Below are 18,402 nucleotides of genomic sequence, written 5' to 3'. Positions count from 1 at the left end.
GGATCCGGCGGCCCCGCCGCAAGCCCCACCCGTGTGTCACCCCCGACGCGTAGGGTTCGGGGTGCCGACGAAGGGAAGAGCATGAGCGCAGGCCTGTCGATCGACCGGATCGCCGCATGGGTGGCGGATCAGCGGTGGTACGCGAGCAAGGGGCGGCGCCCCGAGCTCGAGGTCCGCGGAGCGTGGTCGCTGCACCCCGAGGGCGGTGAGGTGGTGGACCACCTCTTCATCGACCGGGCGGGGACATCGCCCGTGCTCTACCAGGTGCCCGTGTCCGTGCACCCGGCACCCGTCGCCGGCCTCGAGGACGCGCTCGTCTACTCCGACGGCGAGCGCTGGGTCTACGACGCCCCGCGCGACCCCTTCTTCGCGCGCGCTCTGCTCGGCATGATCGCCGACGGCGGCCGCTCCGACGAGGACGGCGCCGAGGGCGGCGCCCGCGCCGAGGGGCACCGGCAGCCGGGTGCTGTGATCGGCGCGTTCGCGTCGTCGAAGGTGCTCAGCGGTGAGCAGTCGAACACCTCCGTCATCGTGTCGACCACGGCGGAGGACGGCTCCGCCGGCACCCCCGTGATCGTCAAGGTCTTCCGAGCGCTGCACCACGGCGACAACCCCGACGTGACGGTGCAGTCGGCGCTCAACGCGGCCGGCAGCGCTCTGGTCCCGCCCGTCATCGGCAACGTCACGGGCGAGTGGGACGATGAGGGCGAGCCGAGCGGGCGGGCCTTCGGGCACCTCGCCTTCGCCCAGGAGTTCCTCCCCGGTGTCCAGGACGCGTGGCGGGTCGCCCTCGAGGCGGTCGGCGCCGACTCCGACTTCACCGGCCCCGCCCGCGAGCTGGGCTCGGCGACCGCCGCGGTGCACGCCACGCTCGCCGACGTCCTCGAGACGGAGGAGGCGACTCCCGAGGTCGTCGAGCGGATCGTCGCCACCATGCGCCGTCGCCTGCGGATCGCCTCGTCGGAGGTGCCGGTCATCGCAGAGGACTCCGAGGCGATCGACGCCGTCTTCCGCGCGGCCGCGGCCGCGCCCTGGCCCCGGCTGCAGCGCATCCACGGCGACTACCACCTGGGGCAGGTGCTCCTCGTCCCCGGACGTGGCTGGGTCCTGCTCGACTTCGAGGGCGAGCCCCTGCGTCCGATGAACGAGCGGCGGATGCCCGACGTGGCCCTGCGCGACGTCGCGGGCATGCTGCGCTCCTTCGACTACGCCGCCGGAGCGCACGAGCAGAGCTCCCCCGGCTCGAGTCGCGCCGAGTGGGCCGCGGCGAGCCGCGCCGCGTTCCTCGAGGGGTACTCCGAGCGCGCGGGCGACGCCGTCGAGGCGCACCGCGCCGTGCTCGACGCGTTCGAGCTCGACAAGGCCGTCTACGAGGCGATCTACGAGGCTCGCAATCGCCCCCAGTGGCTGTCGATCCCGGTCACCGCGGTGCAGCGGCTCGTCGGACGCTCGTAGGGTGCAGGTATGAGCGAACGCGACGAGAAGTCCGACGAGAAGCCCCTGGACCCGCTGAGCGACTTCAGCATCCCGGGTGACACCGATCTGCACACCGACGGCGACGCCTCGGGGGCCGACGGAACCGAGGTCGCGGAACCGGGCTCCGCGGACGACCGGAAGTAGGACCTCGGGAGGGGCAGCCGGATCACCGGCGGCTCCTCCCGCCCTCGTTCCGGGAGAGCGCGGGCGCCGCTCCGACCGGACCCGCTGCCGCTCACCGTGTCAGAGCCAACCCCAGCGCTTGAACAGGCGGTGCAGGATCACGCTCGACGCGACCATCAGCCCCAGCGCGGCCGGGTAGCCCCACGCCACGTGCAGCTCCGGCATCACGTCGAAGTTCATGCCGTAGACGCTCGAGATCATGGTCGGCGCGAAGAAGATGGCCGCCCAGGCCGAGATGCGCTTGACCTCGTCGTTCTGCTGGTTGCCCGCCTCCGCCAGCCGCTTCATGTCCTCGTTCTGCCGCTGCGCGACGAGGGTCGCGTTCACCGCGAGGATCTCGCGGAGGGTCGTCCGGAAGCCCTCGACGCGCTCGTCGACGACGGCGACGTGATCGGCGACGTCGCGGAGGTAGCGGCGCAGCTCGACGTCCTCGCGGAACACCTCGAAGTCGGTGACGAGGCGTCCGAGCATGCCCGTGAGCGGCCGGGTGGCGCGCTGGAAGTCGAGCACCTCCTGGCTCAGCTCGTAGATGCGCCGTGACACCGCGGGGTCCCCCTCGAAGACCTGGGCCTCGATCTCGTCGATGTCGTTCTCGAGGCCGGCGACCACCGGCGAGTACTGGTCGACCACGGCGTCCAGGATCGCGTAGAGGACCGCCACCGGGCCCTTGCGCAGGAGCTCGGGGTCGGCCTCCATCCGGCGCCGCACGAGGGAGAGGTCCGGCTTCTCGGAGTGCCGGACGGTCACCACGAAGTTCGGGCCGACGAAGAGGTGCAGCTCGCCGAAGTCGACCTCCTCGCGCTGATCGGCGTAGCTCGCGGCCCGCAGGACCACGAACATGTCGCTGCCGTAGCGCTCGAGCTTCGGCCGCTGGTGGGCGCTGATCGCGTCCTCGATCGCGAGGGGGTGCATCGAGAACTCGTCCTCGAGAGCCGCGAGCTCGCCCTCGGTCGGGCGGTAGAGCCCGATCCAGGCCATGGCGTCGGGGAGCCGCTGCAGCGCGGAGAGCGCCTCCGGGATGCTCCCGGGCGAGACGATCCGGCGGCCGTCCTGGTAGATCGCGTTGTCGACGGTGCTGGTGCGCGGCGGAGCCTCGACGGGGCGCAGCCGCTCGATCGGGGCGGTGTCCTCGGCGGCCGCGCGCGTACGCGAGCCGAGACCGAGGGAGGGGACGCGGGGAAGCTTCACGGTCGACTCCTCTCGCCTTCGCCGACGACCCATTGTGCACCTCCCGGTGAACAGCGGGTGTCCGACGTCGATCCGCCCCGACGCGGCCGGGCGGTCGGGCGGTGTCGGAGGCCCTCAGTAGCCTGGAGCGAGTCAGGGGGGCCACCCCGCACGCCAGGAGGGACGACGTCGGTGAAGCTGCTCCACACCTCCGACTGGCACATCGGCCGCACCTTCCACGGTCATTCGAGCGTGCCCGCGCTGCGCCGGGTGCTCGAGGCGCTCGTCGCGACCGTGCGCGAGGAGGCCGTCGACGTGGTGCTCGTGGCGGGCGACGTCTTCGACTCGGCGGTGCCGGCCGGCGAGCACTACGCCCTGCTCACCCGCACGCTCGAGGAGCTCCGCGGCGCCGGCGCCGAGGTCGTCCTGACCAGCGGCAACCACGACTCCCCCGCGCGGCTGGGCTTCCAGGCCGGGCTCCTGCGCACCTCCGGCGTCCACGTGCTCACCGATCCCGAGGCGTACGCCGAGCCGGTCGTGCTCCGCGACGAGCACGGGGAGGTCGGCGTCTACGGCATCCCCTACCTCGAGCCGGCGCTCTACCGCCACCGGCACCCCGAGGAGTCGCTCCGCCGGCACGAGGACGTCCTCGCCTTCGCGATGCGGCGGATCCGCGCCTCGGCCGGGGCCGCCGGGCGACGCTGGGTCGTCCTCTCGCACTGCTTCGCCGTCGGCGCGCCCGCCGGCACCGTCGAGCGCGACATCACCGCCGGGGGCATCGACTACGTCTCGGTCGACCACTTCGCCGACGCCGACTACGCCGCTCTCGGGCACATCCACGGCCGGGCCGAGCTGCTGCCGAACGTCCGCTACTCCGGTGCGCCCCTGCACTACTCCTTCGGCGAGGCGGCGAAGCCCCGCGGCGGCTGGATCGTGGAGGTCGGCGCCGACGGGCTGCAGGACGTCCGCTGGTCGCCGCTTCCCGTGCCCCGCAGGCTCAGCGTGATCGAGGGGCGGCTCGACGAGCTGCTGGCCGATCCGACGCTCGCGCAGGAGGAGCAGGACTGGGTCTCGGCCGTGCTGACCGACGAGGTGCGCCCCCTCGACGCGATGGCGCGTCTGCAGTCCCGATTCCCCGGCTGCGTGACCCTGGAGCACCGGCCGCCGAGCGCGCCCGCCGGCGAGCCGACCGCCTACGCCGAGCGGATCCGCGGGCGCAGCGACGTCGAGATCGTCGACGACTTCCTCGCCCACGTGCGCGGCCGCGGCGCCTCCGACGCCGAGCGCGGGATCGTCCTCGACGCTCTCGCGGCGGTCGACGCCGAGGCCCTGCGGTGAGGATCCGGCGCCTCGCCTTCGCCGGACTCGGACCGTTCCGCGACCCTCAGGAGATCGACTTCGACCGACTCGAGGACGTCGGCATCTACCTCATCGCGGGCCGCACCGGCGCGGGCAAGTCGACGATCCTCGACGCGATCAGCTTCGCCCTCTACGGCTCCGTGCCCCGCTTCGACGGCACGTCGGCACGACTCCGGAGCGATCACAGCGCGCCCGAGGACGAGACGTTCGCCGAACTCGACTTCGAGGCCGCGGGGCGGCTCTACCGGATCCGGCGCTCGCCCGAGTACGAGCGCCCGGCCAAGCGCGGGGGCGGCACGACGCGACAGGCGGCGAAGGTCTCGCTCCTGGAGTGCGTGGGCGGCTCCTGGAGCGGCGTCTCCTCCAGCGCGAAGGAGACGGGGATCGAGATCGGCCGCATCGTCGGGCTGACGAAGGACCAGTTCCTGCAGGTGATCCTGCTGGCGCAGAACCGCTTCCACGAGTTCCTCCTCGCCAAGAACGACGAGCGGCAGAAGCTGCTGCGCACGCTCTTCGCCACCGAGCGCTACGAGCTGCTCCGGCGGCGCCTGCTCGATCAGCGGCAGGAGAGCGCCGCCGCCCTCGAGGAGGAGAGGTCGGCCGTCGCGGCCCTCGCCGACGAGGCGCGCCGCCTGGGCAGGACGGAGGAGGGCGAGGTGATCGATGCGGCGTGGTTCGCGGGTCTCGTCGCCTCCCTCGCGCCGGCGCTCCTCGAGGCGCGGTCGGACGTCGATCGGGCCGACGACGCGCAGATCGAGGCGCGGGCGGCCCTCGACGCCGCGTCGCTCCTCCGTCGCGCCCAGGATCGCCGCTCCCGAGCCCTGCGCGAGAGCGAGGAGCTCGCGGTCGCCGAGGCCGTCGTCGTCGCCCAGCGCGAGCGCGTCGAGCTCGCACGTCGGGCCGACGGAGTACTCCCGGTGCTCCGGTCGGCGGCGTCCGCCCGCACCGCGGCCGAGAGGGCGGCCGCCGAGCGAGACGGCGCGGCCGAGCTGTTCGGCGCCGTGCTCGCGGAGCCCGCCGAGCGAGCCGGGGCCGCCGACCGGTCGGAGGCTCTCGGGCGCCGCTTGGGAGCACTGGCGGAGGCCCTCGCCGAGGAGCGCCGGATCCCCGATGCCGAGAAGGCGGTGGAGCGGGCCGAGCGCGCTCGTGCGAAGGCTCTCGCCTCGCTCGAGCGGCTCGATGACGAGCTGAAGGGGCTGCCGGTCCGGCTCGACGCCCTCGCCGCGGAGGAGGAGTCGCTCACTCCCCAGGCGGCGACCGTCCCCTCCCGCACCGAGGAGCTCGCCGCGCTGGAGCGACGGATCGCGGCCGCCGTCGAGCGCGAGGCCGCCGCGTCGTCGCTCGCGTCGCTCCGCACGGCCTACGCCGAGACCGGACGCCGGCACCGCGACCTCGCGGCCGAGCACTCGGCCCTCGTCTCCCGCCGGTTCGCCGGCTTCGCCGGGGAGCTCGCCACGGCCCTGGTCCCCGGGGAGCCCTGCCCCGTCTGCGGTGCTCACGAGCACCCGCGTCCGGCCGAGCACGGCGACCTCGCCCCGGTCTCGACCGAGGACCTCGACCGGGCCCGGGCAGCGGTCGACGCGGCCGCTCGGACCATGGACCGCGCCCGTGATCGCGAGAGCACCGCGGCGCTCGCGCTCGCCGCGCTCGAGGAGCGGGCGGGAGTGGACACTCCGGCCTCTCTCGACCTCGCGCTGATCGAGGGGCGCGAGCGGCTGGCCACCGCCCGCGCCGCCGCGTCGCGCTGCGAAGCCCTGCGGAGCGAGCGCGGCACGCTGCGCCGCCGGCTCGACGAGCTGACCGCGCTCCGCGAGAGCGCCCGCACCGACGACGACCGCCTGACCCGGGAGGCGACGATCGCGGCCGAGGCGCTGCGGACCCTCCTCGAGAGGGTCGAGGCGCAGCGCGACGGCGCCGACAGCATCGCCTCCCGCGTGGCCGAGCTGACCGAGCGGCGCCGCGTCGCCGATGCCCTCGTGGCGGCGGAGGACCTCCTGGTCGTGCGCACCCGTGCCGCCGATGAGGCGCAGGAGCACCTCGCGTCGGTGCTCGCCGAGCGCGGCTTCGAGAGCGCGGCCTCCGCCGAGGCGGCGGCGCTCACCGCGGGCGAGCGTGCGCGGGCCGAGGCCGTCGTCGCCGAGCACGAACGGCGCCGGGCCGCCGTCGACGCGGTACTCGCGGAGCCCGAGCTGCAGGGGCTGCCCACGACCCCCGTCGACCTCGCCGGCGCCGAGGAAGCGGCCCGGCTCGCCTCCGCCCGCCGCGACGAGGCGCGCTCGCGGCTCTCGGTGCTCGAGCACCGCGCCGCACGACTGGCCGAGCTGGCCGCCCTCGCCGAGAGCAGGCTGCTCTCGCTCGAGGGCCGGCTCCGTCGGCACGAGGAGCTGCGCGCGCTCGCCGAGACGATCGACGGGCGCGGGCAGAACACGCGTCGCATGGATCTCGAGGCGTTCGCGCTCGCGGGCCGCCTCGAGGAGATCGTGGGCGCGGCGAACCTCCGCCTCGGCGCGATGACGAGCGGCCGCTACTCGCTGCTCCACGACGACTCCCTCGCCTACCGCAACGCCTCCTCCGGCCTCGGGATCGAGGTGCTCGACGCGTTCACAGGCGTGCGCCGCCAGCCCGCCTCGCTCTCGGGAGGCGAGACGTTCCTCGCGTCACTCGCGCTCGCCCTCGGTCTCGCCGACGTCGTCACGGCCCAGTCGGGCGGCATCACGCTCGAGACGATGTTCATCGACGAGGGCTTCGGCTCGCTCGACGCCGAGACCCTCGAGACCGCGCTGGGCACGCTCGACGCGCTGCGGTCCGGCGGTCGCACGATCGGGCTCATCAGCCACGTCGACGCGATGCGCGAGCGGCTGCCGATCGGGCTCCGCGTCGTGGTGGGCGCCCGCGGCGACAGCACGCTGCGCACCGACTGAGCGCCGCTCCCTGCAGTTCTGCCCCGGCCGCGCTCCCCGCACTGCGACCCTGCACTAGGGCCTCGAGGACCGGTGCCTCGCGACCGCGTCCGTGTTGCCGCAGCGCGCGGAGCAGTAGCGCTGCCGGCCGGCGCGGGACTCGTCGACGAACACCCGGTCGCAGCCTCCTCGGGCGCAGACGCCCATCCGGAGCCCCGCCGCCGCGGACACGAAGAAGGCGAGACCTCCTGCGGTCACCGAGCGCACCCGGGTGACGACGTCACTGCCGTCGGGAACGAGGTGCAGATGCGGCGGCATCCCGTCGTGGGTGGCGACGAACAGCGATCCGGCGACCTCCGCGAGCAGGCCGTTCACCTCGCCGCAGCGCGCCTGGACCGAGCCGGCCGCGAAGACGCGCCGCAGCCGCGCCGCCCAGTCCCGCAGCGCCAGCGTGTCGGACGGAGCGAGGCCCGGCTCGCGGACGCCCTGCGCCTGCAGCAGCGGCTCGATCGGGTCGTCGGGCGCGGCGTTCACCAGCGCGGCCGCGAGTCGCGGACCGACCTGGTGCCGGTGGTCGAAGGTCATCCGCCGACTGTAATGGTTGAACGCCTCCGATCCCTTACGAGAGCATCGGTGCATGCACGAGCACCGCTGGACCCGACTCTCCCGCCACTCGACCAGCGAGGGGGTCGTCGGTTATCTACTCTGCCCCTGCGGCGCACGGGAGATCGAGCTCGTCCCGCTCGCTCCTGCCGTCGTGCTCGCCGCCCGAAACTCTCCGACCAGCTGCTGGTGACCGGACGACTCGGGATCGCCGTCGCGGGCACGGCGAGATCGTGGTCGCCAGGCACTAGGGTCGTGCGCAGTGACACGGGGTGCCCGCCTGGGCTGAGAGAAGACCCGTTGAACCTGATCTAGTTCGTACTAGCGAAGGGATGTCGCGAATGAGCATTCGCACGCCTGCCCACCCGACCCTCCACGACCTCGACGGGGCCGCCGTCGGCCGCGATCTCGAGGAGCTGCGCCGCAGGGCGCCACTCGTCCAGTGCATCACCAACGCGGTGGTGACCGGATTCACCGCCAACAGCCTCCTCGCCCTGGGGGCGAGCCCCGCCATGGCCGATCTCCCGGGCGAGGCGGGCGTCTTCGCCGGGCTCGCGTCGGCGACGCTCGTGAATCTCGGGACGCCCGGGTCAGAGCAGCGCTCCGGGGCGCGGGAGGCGATCGCGACCGGGCCGCTCTGGGTGCTCGATCCGGTCGCCGTCGGGCCACTGCCGGTCCGCACCGCCTTCGCCGCCGAGATCCTCGACCAGGGGCCCTCGATCATCCGCGGCAACGCCTCCGAGATCCTCGCCCTCGCCGGTCTCGGTGCCGGCGGTCGGGGTGTCGACGCCGTCGACGGGGCCGAGGATGCGCTCGACGCCGCGAAGGAACTCGCCCGGCGCACGGGAGCCGCCGTCGCTGTCTCCGGCCCCGTCGACGTCGTCACCGACGGAGTCGCGGTCGTCCGTGTCACCGGCGGGCACCCGCTGCTGACCCGCGTCACGGGCGGAGGCTGCGCCCTCGGCGCCGTGATGGCCGCCTTCCTCGGCGCCGCCGACCCCGCCCCCGGAGCCGCCCTCCGCGCCGCCGTCGCGGGCTCGGTCGTCTGGGGGATGGCCGCCGAGCGCGCGGCGCGCACCGCGGCCGGTCCCGGCTCGTTCGCCGTGGCCCTCCTCGACGAGGTCTCCTCCCTCGACGCGTCCGTCGTCGCGCAGGGGGCGAGGATCGCGTGAGCGCCCTCGACCTCTCCCTTTACCTCGTCACCGACACGCGGCAGTGCGGAGCGCGCGGCGTGCCGGCCGTCGTGTCCGCCGCGGTCCTGGGTGGCGTCCGCACTGTCCAGATCCGCGACCACGACGCCTCGGCCGCCGAGCTGCTCGCCCTCGTCCTCGCCGTCGCCGACGTGCTCGACGAGCGCACGACCCTCGTGGTGGACGATCGCGTCGACGTCGCCCTCGCCGCCCGCCTGGCCGGAGCGCGGGTGCACGGGGTCCACCTCGGGCAGTCAGACCTGCCCGTCCTCGCCGCCCGGCAGCTCCTGGGCCCGGACGCCGTCCTCGGACTGACGGCGAACACGCCCGCGCACCTCGAGGCCGTGCACGCCCTGCCCGCGGGTACCGTCGACTACCTGGGCGTCGGAGTGATCCGGCCGACCGCGACGAAGCCCGACCACCCGGTACCGCTCGGGATCGACGGGTTCGCGGATCTCGCGGCCGCGACTCCGCTCCCCTGCGTCGCCATCGGCGGCGTGGGCCTGCACGATGCGGCGGCCCTGCGCGCCGCGGGGGCCGCCGGCCTCGCTGTCGTCTCGGCGATCTGCACGGCGGAGGATCCCGCAGCCGCCGCTGCGACCCTGCTCGCGGAGTGGGACCGGTGACCGCGCGCATCCCGCGCGTGCTCAGCATCGCGGGCACCGATCCGACGGGCGGTGCGGGCATCCAGGCCGACCTCAAGTCGATCGGCGTGCTCGGCGGCTACGGCATGGCGGTGGTCACGGCTCTCGTCGCGCAGAACACGCACGGGGTCCGCTCCGTGCACCTGCCTCCGGTGACGTTCCTCCGCGAGCAGCTCGACGCGGTGAGCGACGACGTCGCGATCGACGCCGTGAAGATCGGCATGATCGCGACCGCCGCGATCGGCACGGGGATAGCGGACTGGCTCGACGCGGTCCGTCCGCCGCTCGTGGTCGTCGATCCGGTCATGATCGCCACGAGCGGTCATCGTCTGCTCGACCCCGAGGCCGAGGAGAGCGTCCGCGAGCTCGTCCGCCGGGCGCATCTCGTCACCCCCAACCTCCCGGAGCTCGCCGTGCTGGCCGGCGCCGAGGAGGCCGGGGACTGGGCCGAGGCGCTCCGGCAGGGCGCGGACGTCGCCCGCACGCTCGGCACCGCCGTGCTGGTGAAGGGCGGGCATCTCGACGGCCCGTCGACTCCGGACGCGATCGTCACGCCCTCCGGCGAGACCCGCGAGACCCCGGGCGAGCGCGTCCCCACCTCGAACACGCACGGCACCGGCTGCTCGCTCTCCTCCGCCATGGCCGTGCTCCTCGTCGGCCGGACGGGTGCCGTCGACGACCTCGCGGCAGCGCTCACCGAGGCGAAGGAGTGGCTGACCGGCGCACTCCGCGGCGCCGACGCCCTCGAGGTCGGCACCGGCAACGGGCCGATCGACCACTTCCACCGGCTCCGCACGCCCGCCTTCTGCGAGGCGGTGTGGACCGAGACCGAGCCGCTGCGCCGCGAGATCGACGCCCTGCCCTTCGTCACCGCCCTCGGCGACGGCACGCTCGAGCGCGACGACTTCGAGTGGTACCTCGCGCAGGACGCGCTCTACCTCTCGGAGTACGCCCGCGTGCTCGCCGTGGCCGCCCAGCGGGCGCCGAGCGCCGAGGAGCAGGTCTTCTGGGCCGAGAGCTCTGCGCAGGCGATCGCGACGGAGGCTCAGCTGCACCGCGATCGGCTCGGCAGCCGATGGGACGAGCCCTCCGACACCACCCGGGGCTACGTCGACCATCTGGCGGCCGTCGGAGCAAGGGGCGGCTACGGCGAGCTCGTCGCCGCGCTGCTGCCGTGCTTCCAGCTCTACGCCGATATCGGCGAGCGACTGGCGGCGGCGAACCGGCCGGGGCACCCCTACGAGGACTGGCTCTCGACCTACGCCGACCCCGGATTCGCCGCCGCGACCGCGAGGGCGATCGCCGTCACCGAGGCCGCAGCCGCACGGGCCGGAGCGACGGAGCGCGCCGCCATGCGCGACGCGTTCCTGCGCTCCAGCCGCTTCGAGCGCGACTTCTTCGCGGCTCCGCTCAGCCGATCGCCTCGCGGAGGACGTGCATGAGCGCGTCCAGCTGAACCGTGTCGGCCGAGGCGGTCTCGGCGTCCGCGCCGTCGAGCGCGCGGGCGGCGAGGCCCGCCTTGGCGTCGATCAGCTCGGCGATCTTCGCGTCGATCGTGTGCGCCGCGATGATGCGCCAGGCCGTGACCGGCTCCTCCTGGCCGATGCGGTGCACCCTGTCGATCGCCTGCGTCTGCTCGGCGGAGGTCCACGAGAGCTCCGCGAGGACCACGTTCGAGGAGGCCTGCAGATTGACGCCGACTCCCGCCGCCGTCAGCGAGCAGACCGCGACCGAGACGTCGGGGTCGGTGTTGAAGGCGTCGATCTGCGACTGCCGGAACGTCGCCGTCTGGTCGCCGCGGATCGAGACGGACGCGAGCTCGCGCTTCTCGAAGGTCTCCTCGGCCTGGTCCATCACGTCGACGTGCTTGGCGAAGAACACGACCTTGCCGACCGAGCGGGCCAGCTGCGAGGCGTAGTCCGCGGCCAGCGCGGCCTTGGCCTGGCCGATGCGGCGCACCATGGTGAAGACGTTCTCGCCGGTCTTCGCCGACTTCGACTCCTCGAGCTCGCTCTGCGCGACGATGCGGATGAACCGCTCGCTCTCGTCCGAGTCGAGCTCGTGCGTGATCGAGGCGGTGACGGCCTTGTACCGCTGCAGCATCCGGGCGCCGAGCTCGCGCTCGGCCTTCTGGATGGAGCGGCCGAGGTCGTCGTCGAGCTCGACGGGCAGGTCGACGATCCGCTTCGAGGGCAGGTCGGCGGCGACGTCGATCTTCTTCCGCCGCACGATGCCGAGGTCGATGACCGCCTCGCGCGCCTCGGGGTAGAAGCCGGTGTCGGCCGGGGTCAGACCGGTCTCCTCGAGGCTGCGCATCAGGTCGGGCCCGGGCTTGGTCTCGTCGATCCAGCCCAGGAAGCGCCAGATCGCGCGGAAGTCGTCCACGTCGTTGATGAGCGGCGTTCCCGTGAGGGCGATCATCAGCGGGTCGTGGCCGGGAGTCGTCTCGCGGATCTTCGACGCGAGCGCGAGCACGCTCTGCGACCGCTGCGAGCGCAGGTTCTTGATGAAGTGCGCCTCGTCGACGACCATGCCGCGGAAGCCGAGGCTCCCGAGCCAGCCCAGGTGGCGGTCGAGGATGTCGTAGTTGACGATGACGACGTCGGCGAACGCGTCGAGGGTGGTGCCGTCGCCGTGGATGACGGTGGCGCGGCGGTGCGGGGTCCAGTGCTCGACCTCGCGGGCCCAGTTCATCTTGACGACGTTGGGCACGACGGCGAGCAGCGGGTAGGACCCGGTGACCGAGGCGGCGAGCAGGCTCTGCGCGGTCTTGCCCAGACCCGGCTCGTCGGCGAGCAGGAAGCTGCGGTGGCCCTCGCGCGCACTCTCGATGAAGCGCGCCTGGTGGGCCATGAGCTCGCGGCCGCGGGGCGAGACCCGGTCGATCGCGGGCGGCTCCGGCAGCTCCATGCTCGCGGCGCGGCCGCCCGCTCCGTACTCGAACGCCTTGAAGAGCGGACCGAGCAGCTCCCAGTCGTCGAGTCGACGTCGGGTGGGAGCCGGGGCGGCGGCGATCGAGAAGTCCGGCGGCAGGAACGGGTTGGCCAACTGGCGCGCGCGCACCGACGGCGGGACGACCTGGTTGACCGGCGCCTCCGGCTTGGGCTCCGGCTCGGTCACGATCAGCAGCTCGTCGGGGCTCAGCTCGGCACCGGCCTCGAGCAGCCAGTCGCGGCGGAGCTTCTGCGCGGCGGGGGTGTAGCCGGCCTCGGACTCCAGGAGGCTGATGAGGCTCGTGTCGCGGGCGGCGGTCTTCGCGAGGATGGTCGCGATGCCGTCCAGGCGCTTCATCTCCTCGGCGCGCTGCGAGTCGCTCAGCTCGGTGTCGACCTTGACGCGCTTGCGCTCCTCGCGCATGAGCAGGGCGATGACGAGGAACTTCGTGCGGTTGGTCGGGCCGACCTTGCCGGTCTGCGCCTTCGCTTCCACCTCGCGGACGCGTCGCGCGAGGATCGGGATGATCCCGGCGTTGTCGCCTCCGCGGGGCCGCGACCGCGGCCTGCTCCCGGCCGCGTTCGTACGACGCGTCTGACCACCGGACTGACGCTGGCCGCTGCGAGCCATGCTCCTCCTCGACGTTCGACGGGGGCGCAGGAGGGGTTCCCGGGCTCTACCGTCGGCATTGCACTGAAAGTGTCTTGCGCTGGCCACCCGGCCTCCGAGGAGGCGGACGGCGTCAGTGCATCCGATGGCCGTCGGGAGCTCCGAGCAACGGATCTGAGACCCGGTCGCAGCATCCCCGGCGCGCGGGTGCGACCCCATCCTACCCCGAGCAGGCGCCGGGCCTACTCCGCGACGGGGACCTTGATGATCAGACCGGCGGCGACCACGACGCCCACCGCGGCGAGGTGGAGGGAGGCCCAGACCTGGTCGGGGAAGTCGAAGGGCAGGACCGGGTTCCACAGCACGAGGATCGGCACGAGTCCGACGAGCCAGAGGAGGGAGCGCGCCTGGATCGCGAACCAGCCGATCACCGCCGCGAGGATCGCGACCGGGTACCGCACGAAGTCGTAGGCGTCGCCGCCGACGAGGGCGAGCCCGGCGAGCAGCACGATCGCGGCGAGCACTCCCGGGGCCAGCGCCATCCTCGCGGTGCCGCGGGACGGATAGCGGCCGGCGGGGCCGCGGGACGTGGGAGCTGCGTTCACTCCTCGATCGTACGCGGCGCTCCGGGCCGATACCCCCGCCGGGTATGCGGTCGTCGGCGTAGGCTGGCCGGGTGATCGACGATCTGAAGAAACGGTCCCTCCACCGCGCGCGCATCCTCGAGGGGCAGATGCGCGGCCTCGCGAAGATGATCGAGAACGAGGACTACTGCGTCGACATCGTCACGCAGTCCCTCGCGATCCAGAAGTCGCTGGGTTCGCTCAACAAGCTCATCGTCGAGAACCACCTGCGCACGCACGTGACGACGATGTTCGACGAGGGCGGTGAGGCGCGCGAGGCGGCGATCGCCGAGCTCGTGAAGATCTTCGAGCTCTCCAACAACCGCTCATGACCCGCCTCGTCGCCCTCCGCGGCGACATCACCCGCGAGGACGTCGACGTGGTCGTCAACGCCGCGAACTCCTCCCTCCTGGGCGGAGGAGGGGGTGGACGGAGCGATCCACCGCGCGGGCGGGCCGGAGATCCTCGAGGAGTGCCGCCGTCTGCGCGCGAGCACGCTGCGCGACGGCCTGCCGGCCGGGTCCGCGGTCGCCACGACCGCCGGGCGCCTGCCCGCGCGCTGGGTGGTGCACACCGTCGGCCCCGTCCACTCGCGGAGCGAGGACCGCACCGCCGTGCTCGCCTCCGCGTACGCCGAGTCGATCGCAGTGGCCCGGGGCCTCGGCGCGCGGACCGTCGCGTTCCCCGCGATCTCGGCCGGCGTCTACGGCTGGCCGATGGACGACGCGGCGAGGGTCGCGGTCGAGTCCGTCCGCGCGGCGACGACCGACGACGATCCGATCGTCGAGGTGCGCTTCGTGCTCTTCTCGGACGAGGCGCTCGCGGAGTTCATGCGCGCGCTCGCCTGATCACCGGTCGCATCGAAACCCCGAGCTGCGTCCTCTCGTCCCGCACACGGAGGAGGGAGCGGGACGAGAGTGAGCGCCGCCGAGCCCCTCGGGGATCCGGCAGGCGCGTGAGGGCTAGGCCGTCTTGGGCCGCGCGAACTCGTCGAACGGCAGCGTGATCGGGCGGGTGCGCGGCGGCATCCGCAGCAGCGCGTCGAGCGCCGGCCCCAGCGCCCCGCGCCAGGCGGCGTAGCCGTCCTCGTTCAGGTGCAGGCGGTCCGGGCTGTACCGGTCGTCCATCGCCCCGTCCTCCGTCGCGAAGACGGGCCAGAGGTCGAGGTACGCGGCGTGCGCCGTGGGGGCGAACTGCCAGAGGTGGCGGTTCACGTCCCGGATCTGCGGCGCGAACTCGTGCCCGCGCGGCAGGACCGAGTTGACCAGGAGCCGCACGTCCGGGAGGTCCCGGCGCAGAGTGGCGACGATCGTCTCGATGTTCCGGACGATGTGCTCGGTGGTGCGGTGCCAGGCGAGATCGTTGGTGCCGATGAGCAGCACCACCGTGTCGGGGGCCTGCTCGACCAGTTCGGGCAGACGCGCCACTATGTCCGCGGTGGTCGCCCCTCCGTGGCCCTCGTCGACGACCGTCGACGAGGTGAGCCACTCGTCCCAGGCCCCGGCCTGGATGATGCTGTCCCCGACGAAGAGGACCTTCCCCAGCTGGAGATCGCGCCCCGCGTCCGTGTCCGACGGCTCGCTCATCGTGCTCCTCTCGTTCGGTCCGGAGGCGGTGTCGCTGCTCTCCGGAGTCTCCATTGTCACCGCTGCGCCCCGCGCCCGCCAGGGGACCGCTCGTCACCGGAGTCCGGCAGATCGAGCGCTGTGGCGGTGATCCGGTTCGCCATGCCGTTGAAGACGATGCCGTGGAACGGCAGGACGGCGAGCCAGTAGAGGCGTCCCGCGAGGCCCTGAGGGAAGAAGACGGCGCGCTGCGTGTAGAGCGATCCGCCGCCCTCGGAGGGCTCCGCGCGCATCTCGAGCCACGCTCCACCCGGCACCTTCATCTCGGCGCGGAGGCGGAGCAGCGTGGGCCGCTCGATCGCCTCGACGCGCCAGAAGTCGAGCGCGTCTCCCGCGTGCAGGCGCTCGGAGTCGCGGCGCCCGCGCTGCAGGCCCACTCCCCCGACGAGCTTGTCCATCCACCCGCGGATCGCCCAGGCGAGCGGGAAGGAGTACCAGCCGTTGGTGCCGCCGATGCCCTCGATGACGCGCCAGAGCTTCGCCGGGTCGGCGTCGGTGCGACGCTCCTTGCGGTCGACGTAGACCGTGTGGCCCGCCCACTCGGGGTCGCTCGGCAGCGGATCGCTCGGTGCGCCGGAGACCTCGGCGTTCTGCCAGCTCGTCTCGATCTCGCCGGCCTGCATCTTGCCCAGCGCCAGCCGGACCGAGCGCCGGTAGGGCGTGAGCCCGCCCTCGGGATCGGGGATGAGCGAGCGGATGTCCTGCTCCCGCACGATGCAGTCGTACTGCAGGGAGGCGATGATCGGCACCGCCAGCGAGGCGCGGGATCGGCGTCACGAGGTTGACCCACTGCGACGCGAGCCACGGGGTGAAGACGGGGAGGGAGGCGATCGGCCGCTGCGGCAGCCCGGCCTCGACCGCGTAGCCGTTCATCATCTGCCCGTAGCGGAGCACGTCCGGACCGCCGATGTCGAAGGTGCGGTTGAGCGTACGGTCCTCGAGCGACGCCGCACCGATGAGGTAGTGCAGCACGTCGCGCACGGCGATCGGCTGGATGAAGTTGCGCACCCACTGCGGGGCGGGCATGTAGGGCAGGATGTCCGTCAGATGGCGCACCATCTCGAAGGACGTCGAGCCGGAGCCGATGATCACGCCGGCCTGGAGCGCGATGGTCGGCACGCCCGACTCCATCAGGATCCGGCCGACCTCGGCCCGCGAGCGCAGGTGCTTCGACAGCTCCTGGCCCTCGGGGTGCAGACCGCCGAGGTAGACGATGCGGTCGACGCCGGCGGCGAGAGCGGCCTCGGCGACGTTCGTCGCCGCCCTGCTCTCGATCTCCTCGAACTTGGCGTGGTCGGCTCCCGAGCCCATCGAGTGGACGAGGTAGTAGAGGACCGAGACGCCCTCGAACGCGGCGGTCAGCGACTCCGCATCGCCCAGATCGCCCTGGGCGACCTCGACCTGCTCGGACCACGGCACCTCGGCGAGCTTGCGCGGATCCCGGACGAGGACCCGCACGCGGAAGCCCGCTTCCAGCAGGCGCGGGGTGAGCCGGCCGCCGATGTAGCCGGTCGCACCGGTGACGAGCGCCAGCGGGCGCGACGGATCGGAGGAGGATTCGCTCATGTCGGCCACCGTACGCCGATGCCCTGGGCGCCTCCCCCGCTGGTGCGGGCGGTCCTGCGCTGCTAGGACTTGCCGAGGACCGTGCGGACGCGGCTCACGTCGTCGTTCATCTGCCGGATGAGCGGCTCGACGCCCTCGTAGGCGACCATGCCGCGGATCCTCGAGACGAAGGCGACGTCGACGATCCGGTCGTAGAGGTCGAGCGTCTGATCGAGCACGAACGCCTCGACCTGCTTGGGCGGGACCCCGATGAAGGTGGGATTGCTCCCCACGGAGATCGCAGCGGGGTAGGTGCGCCCCTCGACGCTCAGGCGCCCGGCGTAGACGCCGTCGGCGGGGATCAGGCCCTGCGACTCCGGCGACAGGTTCGCCGTCGGGAAGCCCAGCTCCCGCCCGCGCTTGGCCCCGTGCACGACGACGCCGCGGACGACCGGCTCGTGACCGAGCAGGCGGGTGGCGTGCTCCACGTCGCCCTCGGCGAGCAGGTCGCGGATCCAGGTGGAGGAGACGCGGCGGCCGTGCTCGGGCCGCACGTCGTCGATGAGCTCGACCTCGAAGCCGTGCTCGGCGCCGAGCGCCCGGAGCAGGTCGATGCCGCCGGCACCCCGGGCGCCGAACCGGAAGTCGGAGCCGACGAGCACGACGCGCGCCTCGAGCGCGTCCACCAGGATCTGCTGCACGAACTCCTCGGGCGAGAGCGAGCGGAACTCTTCGTCGAAGGTGAGCAGCAGCGTCGCGTCCACGCCCGTGCCGGCGAGCAGCTCCAGCTTCTGCTCGTTGCCGACGAGCGCGGGCGGGCACTTCTCGGGGGCGATCACGCTCAGCGGGTTGCGATCGAAGGTCACGACGACGGCGGCGAGTCCGCGCTCGCGCGCCCGCTCGTGCAGCGTGCCGATCACGGCGCGGTGCCCGGAGTGGACACCGTCGAACTTGCCGATCGTCACCGCGGAGGGGCCGACCCCGGCGAGGTCCTGCGCTCGCGTCTCGACGCGCATCAGAGCGCGCTCCTGCGGCCCTGCACGCGCAGCCACCAGAGACCCAGGACCGGCAGGACGAGCGGGATGAGCAGGTAGCCCGCGCCGAAGGCCGACCAGACGGTCGACTGGCGGCCGAAGGGGTCGACGCTCGTCAGGCCGAGCAGCTCGGGTGCGAGGACGCTGATCGCTCCGACGACGACGACGCCGACGAGCTCGAAGGTGATGGTGACCCACGCCACCCGCTGCCAGAACGCCCCGCGCGCGACGAGCGCCACGGTCGCGACGATGTAGACGACGGCCGAGAGGGCCGAGAGCGAGAACGCGAGCGGGGCCTCGTCGAAGCGGTCGATGATCTGGAAGACCGAGCGGCCGGTCGCTGCCAGGGCGAGGATCCCGTAGACCGTGACGAGCAGGCTGCCGACCCCCTCGAGCGGGTGGAGCGGACGGGACGGGACGGCCGGTTCGGGGTGGAGGCGCCCCGATCCTCGGCCTCGCTGGAGTGTGTGGACATCGCAGAGTCAATGCTAGGCGCTCGAAGCCGGGCGC

15 protein-coding genes, 2 pseudogenes and 1 riboswitch are annotated in these 18,402 nt (G+C 73.2%); of the genes and pseudogenes, 9 read left to right on the top strand and 8 right to left on the bottom strand.

The window, feature by feature from the left end; genetic code table 11:
• The first annotated feature begins 81 nt into the window (after positions 1 to 81).
• Together AC0CID_RS01945 and AC0CID_RS01940 are read left to right on the top strand one after the other, a co-directional pair.
• On the top strand, positions 82 to 1,455 hold the full coding sequence (locus tag AC0CID_RS01945) for a maltokinase N-terminal cap-like domain-containing protein (RefSeq protein WP_465225601.1): 1,374 nt from the start codon (positions 82 to 84) through the stop codon (positions 1,453 to 1,455).
• Between the two features lie 9 nt (positions 1,456 to 1,464).
• Positions 1,465 to 1,620, top strand: coding sequence for a hypothetical protein (locus AC0CID_RS01940; protein ID WP_465225600.1), 156 nt, complete (start codon positions 1,465 to 1,467; stop codon positions 1,618 to 1,620).
• 99 nt (positions 1,621 to 1,719) lie between these two features.
• Here the strand turns inward: AC0CID_RS01940 and AC0CID_RS01935 are convergent, their stop codons facing one another.
• Positions 1,720 to 2,847, bottom strand: a complete 1,128-nt coding sequence (locus AC0CID_RS01935; RefSeq protein ID WP_374070073.1) for a magnesium and cobalt transport protein CorA — start codon at positions 2,845 to 2,847, stop codon at positions 1,720 to 1,722.
• Positions 2,848 to 3,018: 171 nt separating this feature from the next.
• Here AC0CID_RS01935 and AC0CID_RS01930 point away from each other — a divergent pair, with 171 nt between their 5' ends.
• Both AC0CID_RS01930 and AC0CID_RS01925 read left to right on the top strand, forming a co-directional pair.
• A complete protein-coding gene (locus tag AC0CID_RS01930; protein ID WP_465225599.1) occupies positions 3,019 to 4,164 on the top strand; it encodes an exonuclease SbcCD subunit D in 1,146 nt (381 codons plus the stop codon).
• Positions 4,161 to 7,106, top strand: coding sequence for an AAA family ATPase (locus AC0CID_RS01925; protein WP_465225598.1), 2,946 nt, complete (start codon positions 4,161 to 4,163; stop codon positions 7,104 to 7,106). Before AC0CID_RS01930 ends, AC0CID_RS01925 begins: the two co-directional genes overlap by 4 nt.
• 54 nt (positions 7,107 to 7,160) lie before the next feature.
• Here AC0CID_RS01925 and AC0CID_RS01920 read toward each other — a convergent pair whose 3' ends face one another.
• On the bottom strand, positions 7,161 to 7,670 hold the full coding sequence (locus AC0CID_RS01920) for a CGNR zinc finger domain-containing protein (RefSeq protein ID WP_465225597.1): 510 nt from the start codon (positions 7,668 to 7,670) through the stop codon (positions 7,161 to 7,163).
• 276 nt (positions 7,671 to 7,946) lie between these two features.
• A riboswitch (TPP riboswitch) is annotated at positions 7,947 to 8,038 on the top strand.
• On the opposite strand from AC0CID_RS01920, the gene thiM reads away from it, so the two are divergent.
• From thiM to thiD, 3 genes are all read left to right on the top strand, one after another.
• Positions 8,030 to 8,860, top strand: a complete 831-nt coding sequence (gene thiM, locus AC0CID_RS01915; RefSeq protein WP_207402517.1) for a hydroxyethylthiazole kinase — start codon at positions 8,030 to 8,032, stop codon at positions 8,858 to 8,860. (Overlaps the previous riboswitch by 9 nt.)
• Positions 8,857 to 9,504, top strand: a complete 648-nt coding sequence (gene thiE, locus AC0CID_RS01910) for a thiamine phosphate synthase (RefSeq protein ID WP_465225596.1) — start codon at positions 8,857 to 8,859, stop codon at positions 9,502 to 9,504. Before thiM ends, thiE begins: the two co-directional genes overlap by 4 nt.
• Entirely contained in the window at positions 9,501 to 10,964 is a 1,464-nt protein-coding gene (gene thiD, locus AC0CID_RS01905; protein WP_465225595.1) for a bifunctional hydroxymethylpyrimidine kinase/phosphomethylpyrimidine kinase, read from the top strand. Before thiE ends, thiD begins: the two co-directional genes overlap by 4 nt.
• On the opposite strand, the gene AC0CID_RS01900 is transcribed toward thiD, so the two are convergent.
• Both AC0CID_RS01900 and AC0CID_RS01895 read right to left on the bottom strand, forming a co-directional pair.
• Positions 10,933 to 13,086 carry a DEAD/DEAH box helicase gene (locus AC0CID_RS01900; RefSeq protein WP_465225594.1) on the bottom strand — a complete coding sequence of 718 codons (2,154 nt, stop codon included), beginning with the start codon at positions 13,084 to 13,086 and terminating at the stop codon, positions 10,933 to 10,935. The two genes, thiD and AC0CID_RS01900, sit on opposite strands and share 32 nt — an antisense overlap.
• A gap of 221 nt (positions 13,087 to 13,307) precedes the next feature.
• Positions 13,308 to 13,670 carry a DUF6804 family protein gene (locus AC0CID_RS01895; RefSeq protein WP_307786013.1) on the bottom strand — a complete coding sequence of 121 codons (363 nt, stop codon included), beginning with the start codon at positions 13,668 to 13,670 and terminating at the stop codon, positions 13,308 to 13,310.
• 71 nt (positions 13,671 to 13,741) lie between these two features.
• Between AC0CID_RS01895 and AC0CID_RS01890 the strand changes: the two genes are divergently transcribed.
• Positions 13,742 to 14,020, top strand: a complete 279-nt coding sequence (locus AC0CID_RS01890) for a metal-sensitive transcriptional regulator (RefSeq protein ID WP_055794622.1) — start codon at positions 13,742 to 13,744, stop codon at positions 14,018 to 14,020.
• Positions 14,017 to 14,536: pseudogene (locus AC0CID_RS01885) on the top strand (O-acetyl-ADP-ribose deacetylase). The gene AC0CID_RS01890 and the pseudogene AC0CID_RS01885 overlap by 4 nt, the downstream one beginning before the upstream one ends.
• Before the next feature lie 114 nt (positions 14,537 to 14,650).
• On the opposite strand, the gene AC0CID_RS01880 reads toward AC0CID_RS01885, so the two are convergent.
• From AC0CID_RS01880 to AC0CID_RS01865, 4 genes and pseudogenes are all read right to left on the bottom strand, one after another.
• Complete coding sequence (locus tag AC0CID_RS01880) at positions 14,651 to 15,274, bottom strand: GDSL-type esterase/lipase family protein (RefSeq protein WP_465225593.1); 624 nt, start codon at positions 15,272 to 15,274, stop codon at positions 14,651 to 14,653.
• 56 nt (positions 15,275 to 15,330) lie between these two features.
• A pseudogene (locus tag AC0CID_RS01875) lies at positions 15,331 to 16,879 on the bottom strand (SDR family oxidoreductase).
• Between the two features lie 62 nt (positions 16,880 to 16,941).
• The gene (locus AC0CID_RS01870) at positions 16,942 to 17,874 is read right to left on the bottom strand and encodes a bifunctional riboflavin kinase/FAD synthetase (protein WP_465225592.1); all 933 of its coding nucleotides are present in this window, start codon (positions 17,872 to 17,874) and stop codon (positions 16,942 to 16,944) included.
• Positions 17,874 to 18,269, bottom strand: coding sequence for a hypothetical protein (locus AC0CID_RS01865; protein ID WP_465228028.1), 396 nt, complete (start codon positions 18,267 to 18,269; stop codon positions 17,874 to 17,876). The genes AC0CID_RS01870 and AC0CID_RS01865 overlap by 1 nt, the downstream gene beginning before the upstream one ends.
• Positions 18,270 to 18,402: the final 133 nt, after the last annotated feature.

The sequence above is a fragment of the Rathayibacter sp. AC451 genome (assembly GCF_979253095.1).
The sequence above is the reverse complement of the archived record's forward strand: the minus strand, read 5'-3'. Positions and strand labels throughout refer to the sequence as shown.

Coding starts and splice junctions, on each gene's coding strand:
- AC0CID_RS01870 (WP_465225592.1), bottom strand. CDS start 17,874: ATGCGCGTCGAGACGCGAGCGCAGGACCTCGCCGGGGTCGGCCCCTCC.
- AC0CID_RS01940 (WP_465225600.1), top strand. CDS start 1,465: ATGAGCGAACGCGACGAGAAGTCCGACGAGAAGCCCCTGGACCCGCTG.
- thiM (WP_207402517.1), top strand. CDS start 8,030: ATGAGCATTCGCACGCCTGCCCACCCGACCCTCCACGACCTCGACGGG.
- AC0CID_RS01945 (WP_465225601.1), top strand. CDS start 82: ATGAGCGCAGGCCTGTCGATCGACCGGATCGCCGCATGGGTGGCGGAT.
- AC0CID_RS01880 (WP_465225593.1), bottom strand. CDS start 15,274: ATGAGCGAGCCGTCGGACACGGACGCGGGGCGCGATCTCCAGCTGGGG.
- AC0CID_RS01920 (WP_465225597.1), bottom strand. CDS start 7,670: ATGACCTTCGACCACCGGCACCAGGTCGGTCCGCGACTCGCGGCCGCG.
- AC0CID_RS01900 (WP_465225594.1), bottom strand. CDS start 13,086: ATGGCTCGCAGCGGCCAGCGTCAGTCCGGTGGTCAGACGCGTCGTACG.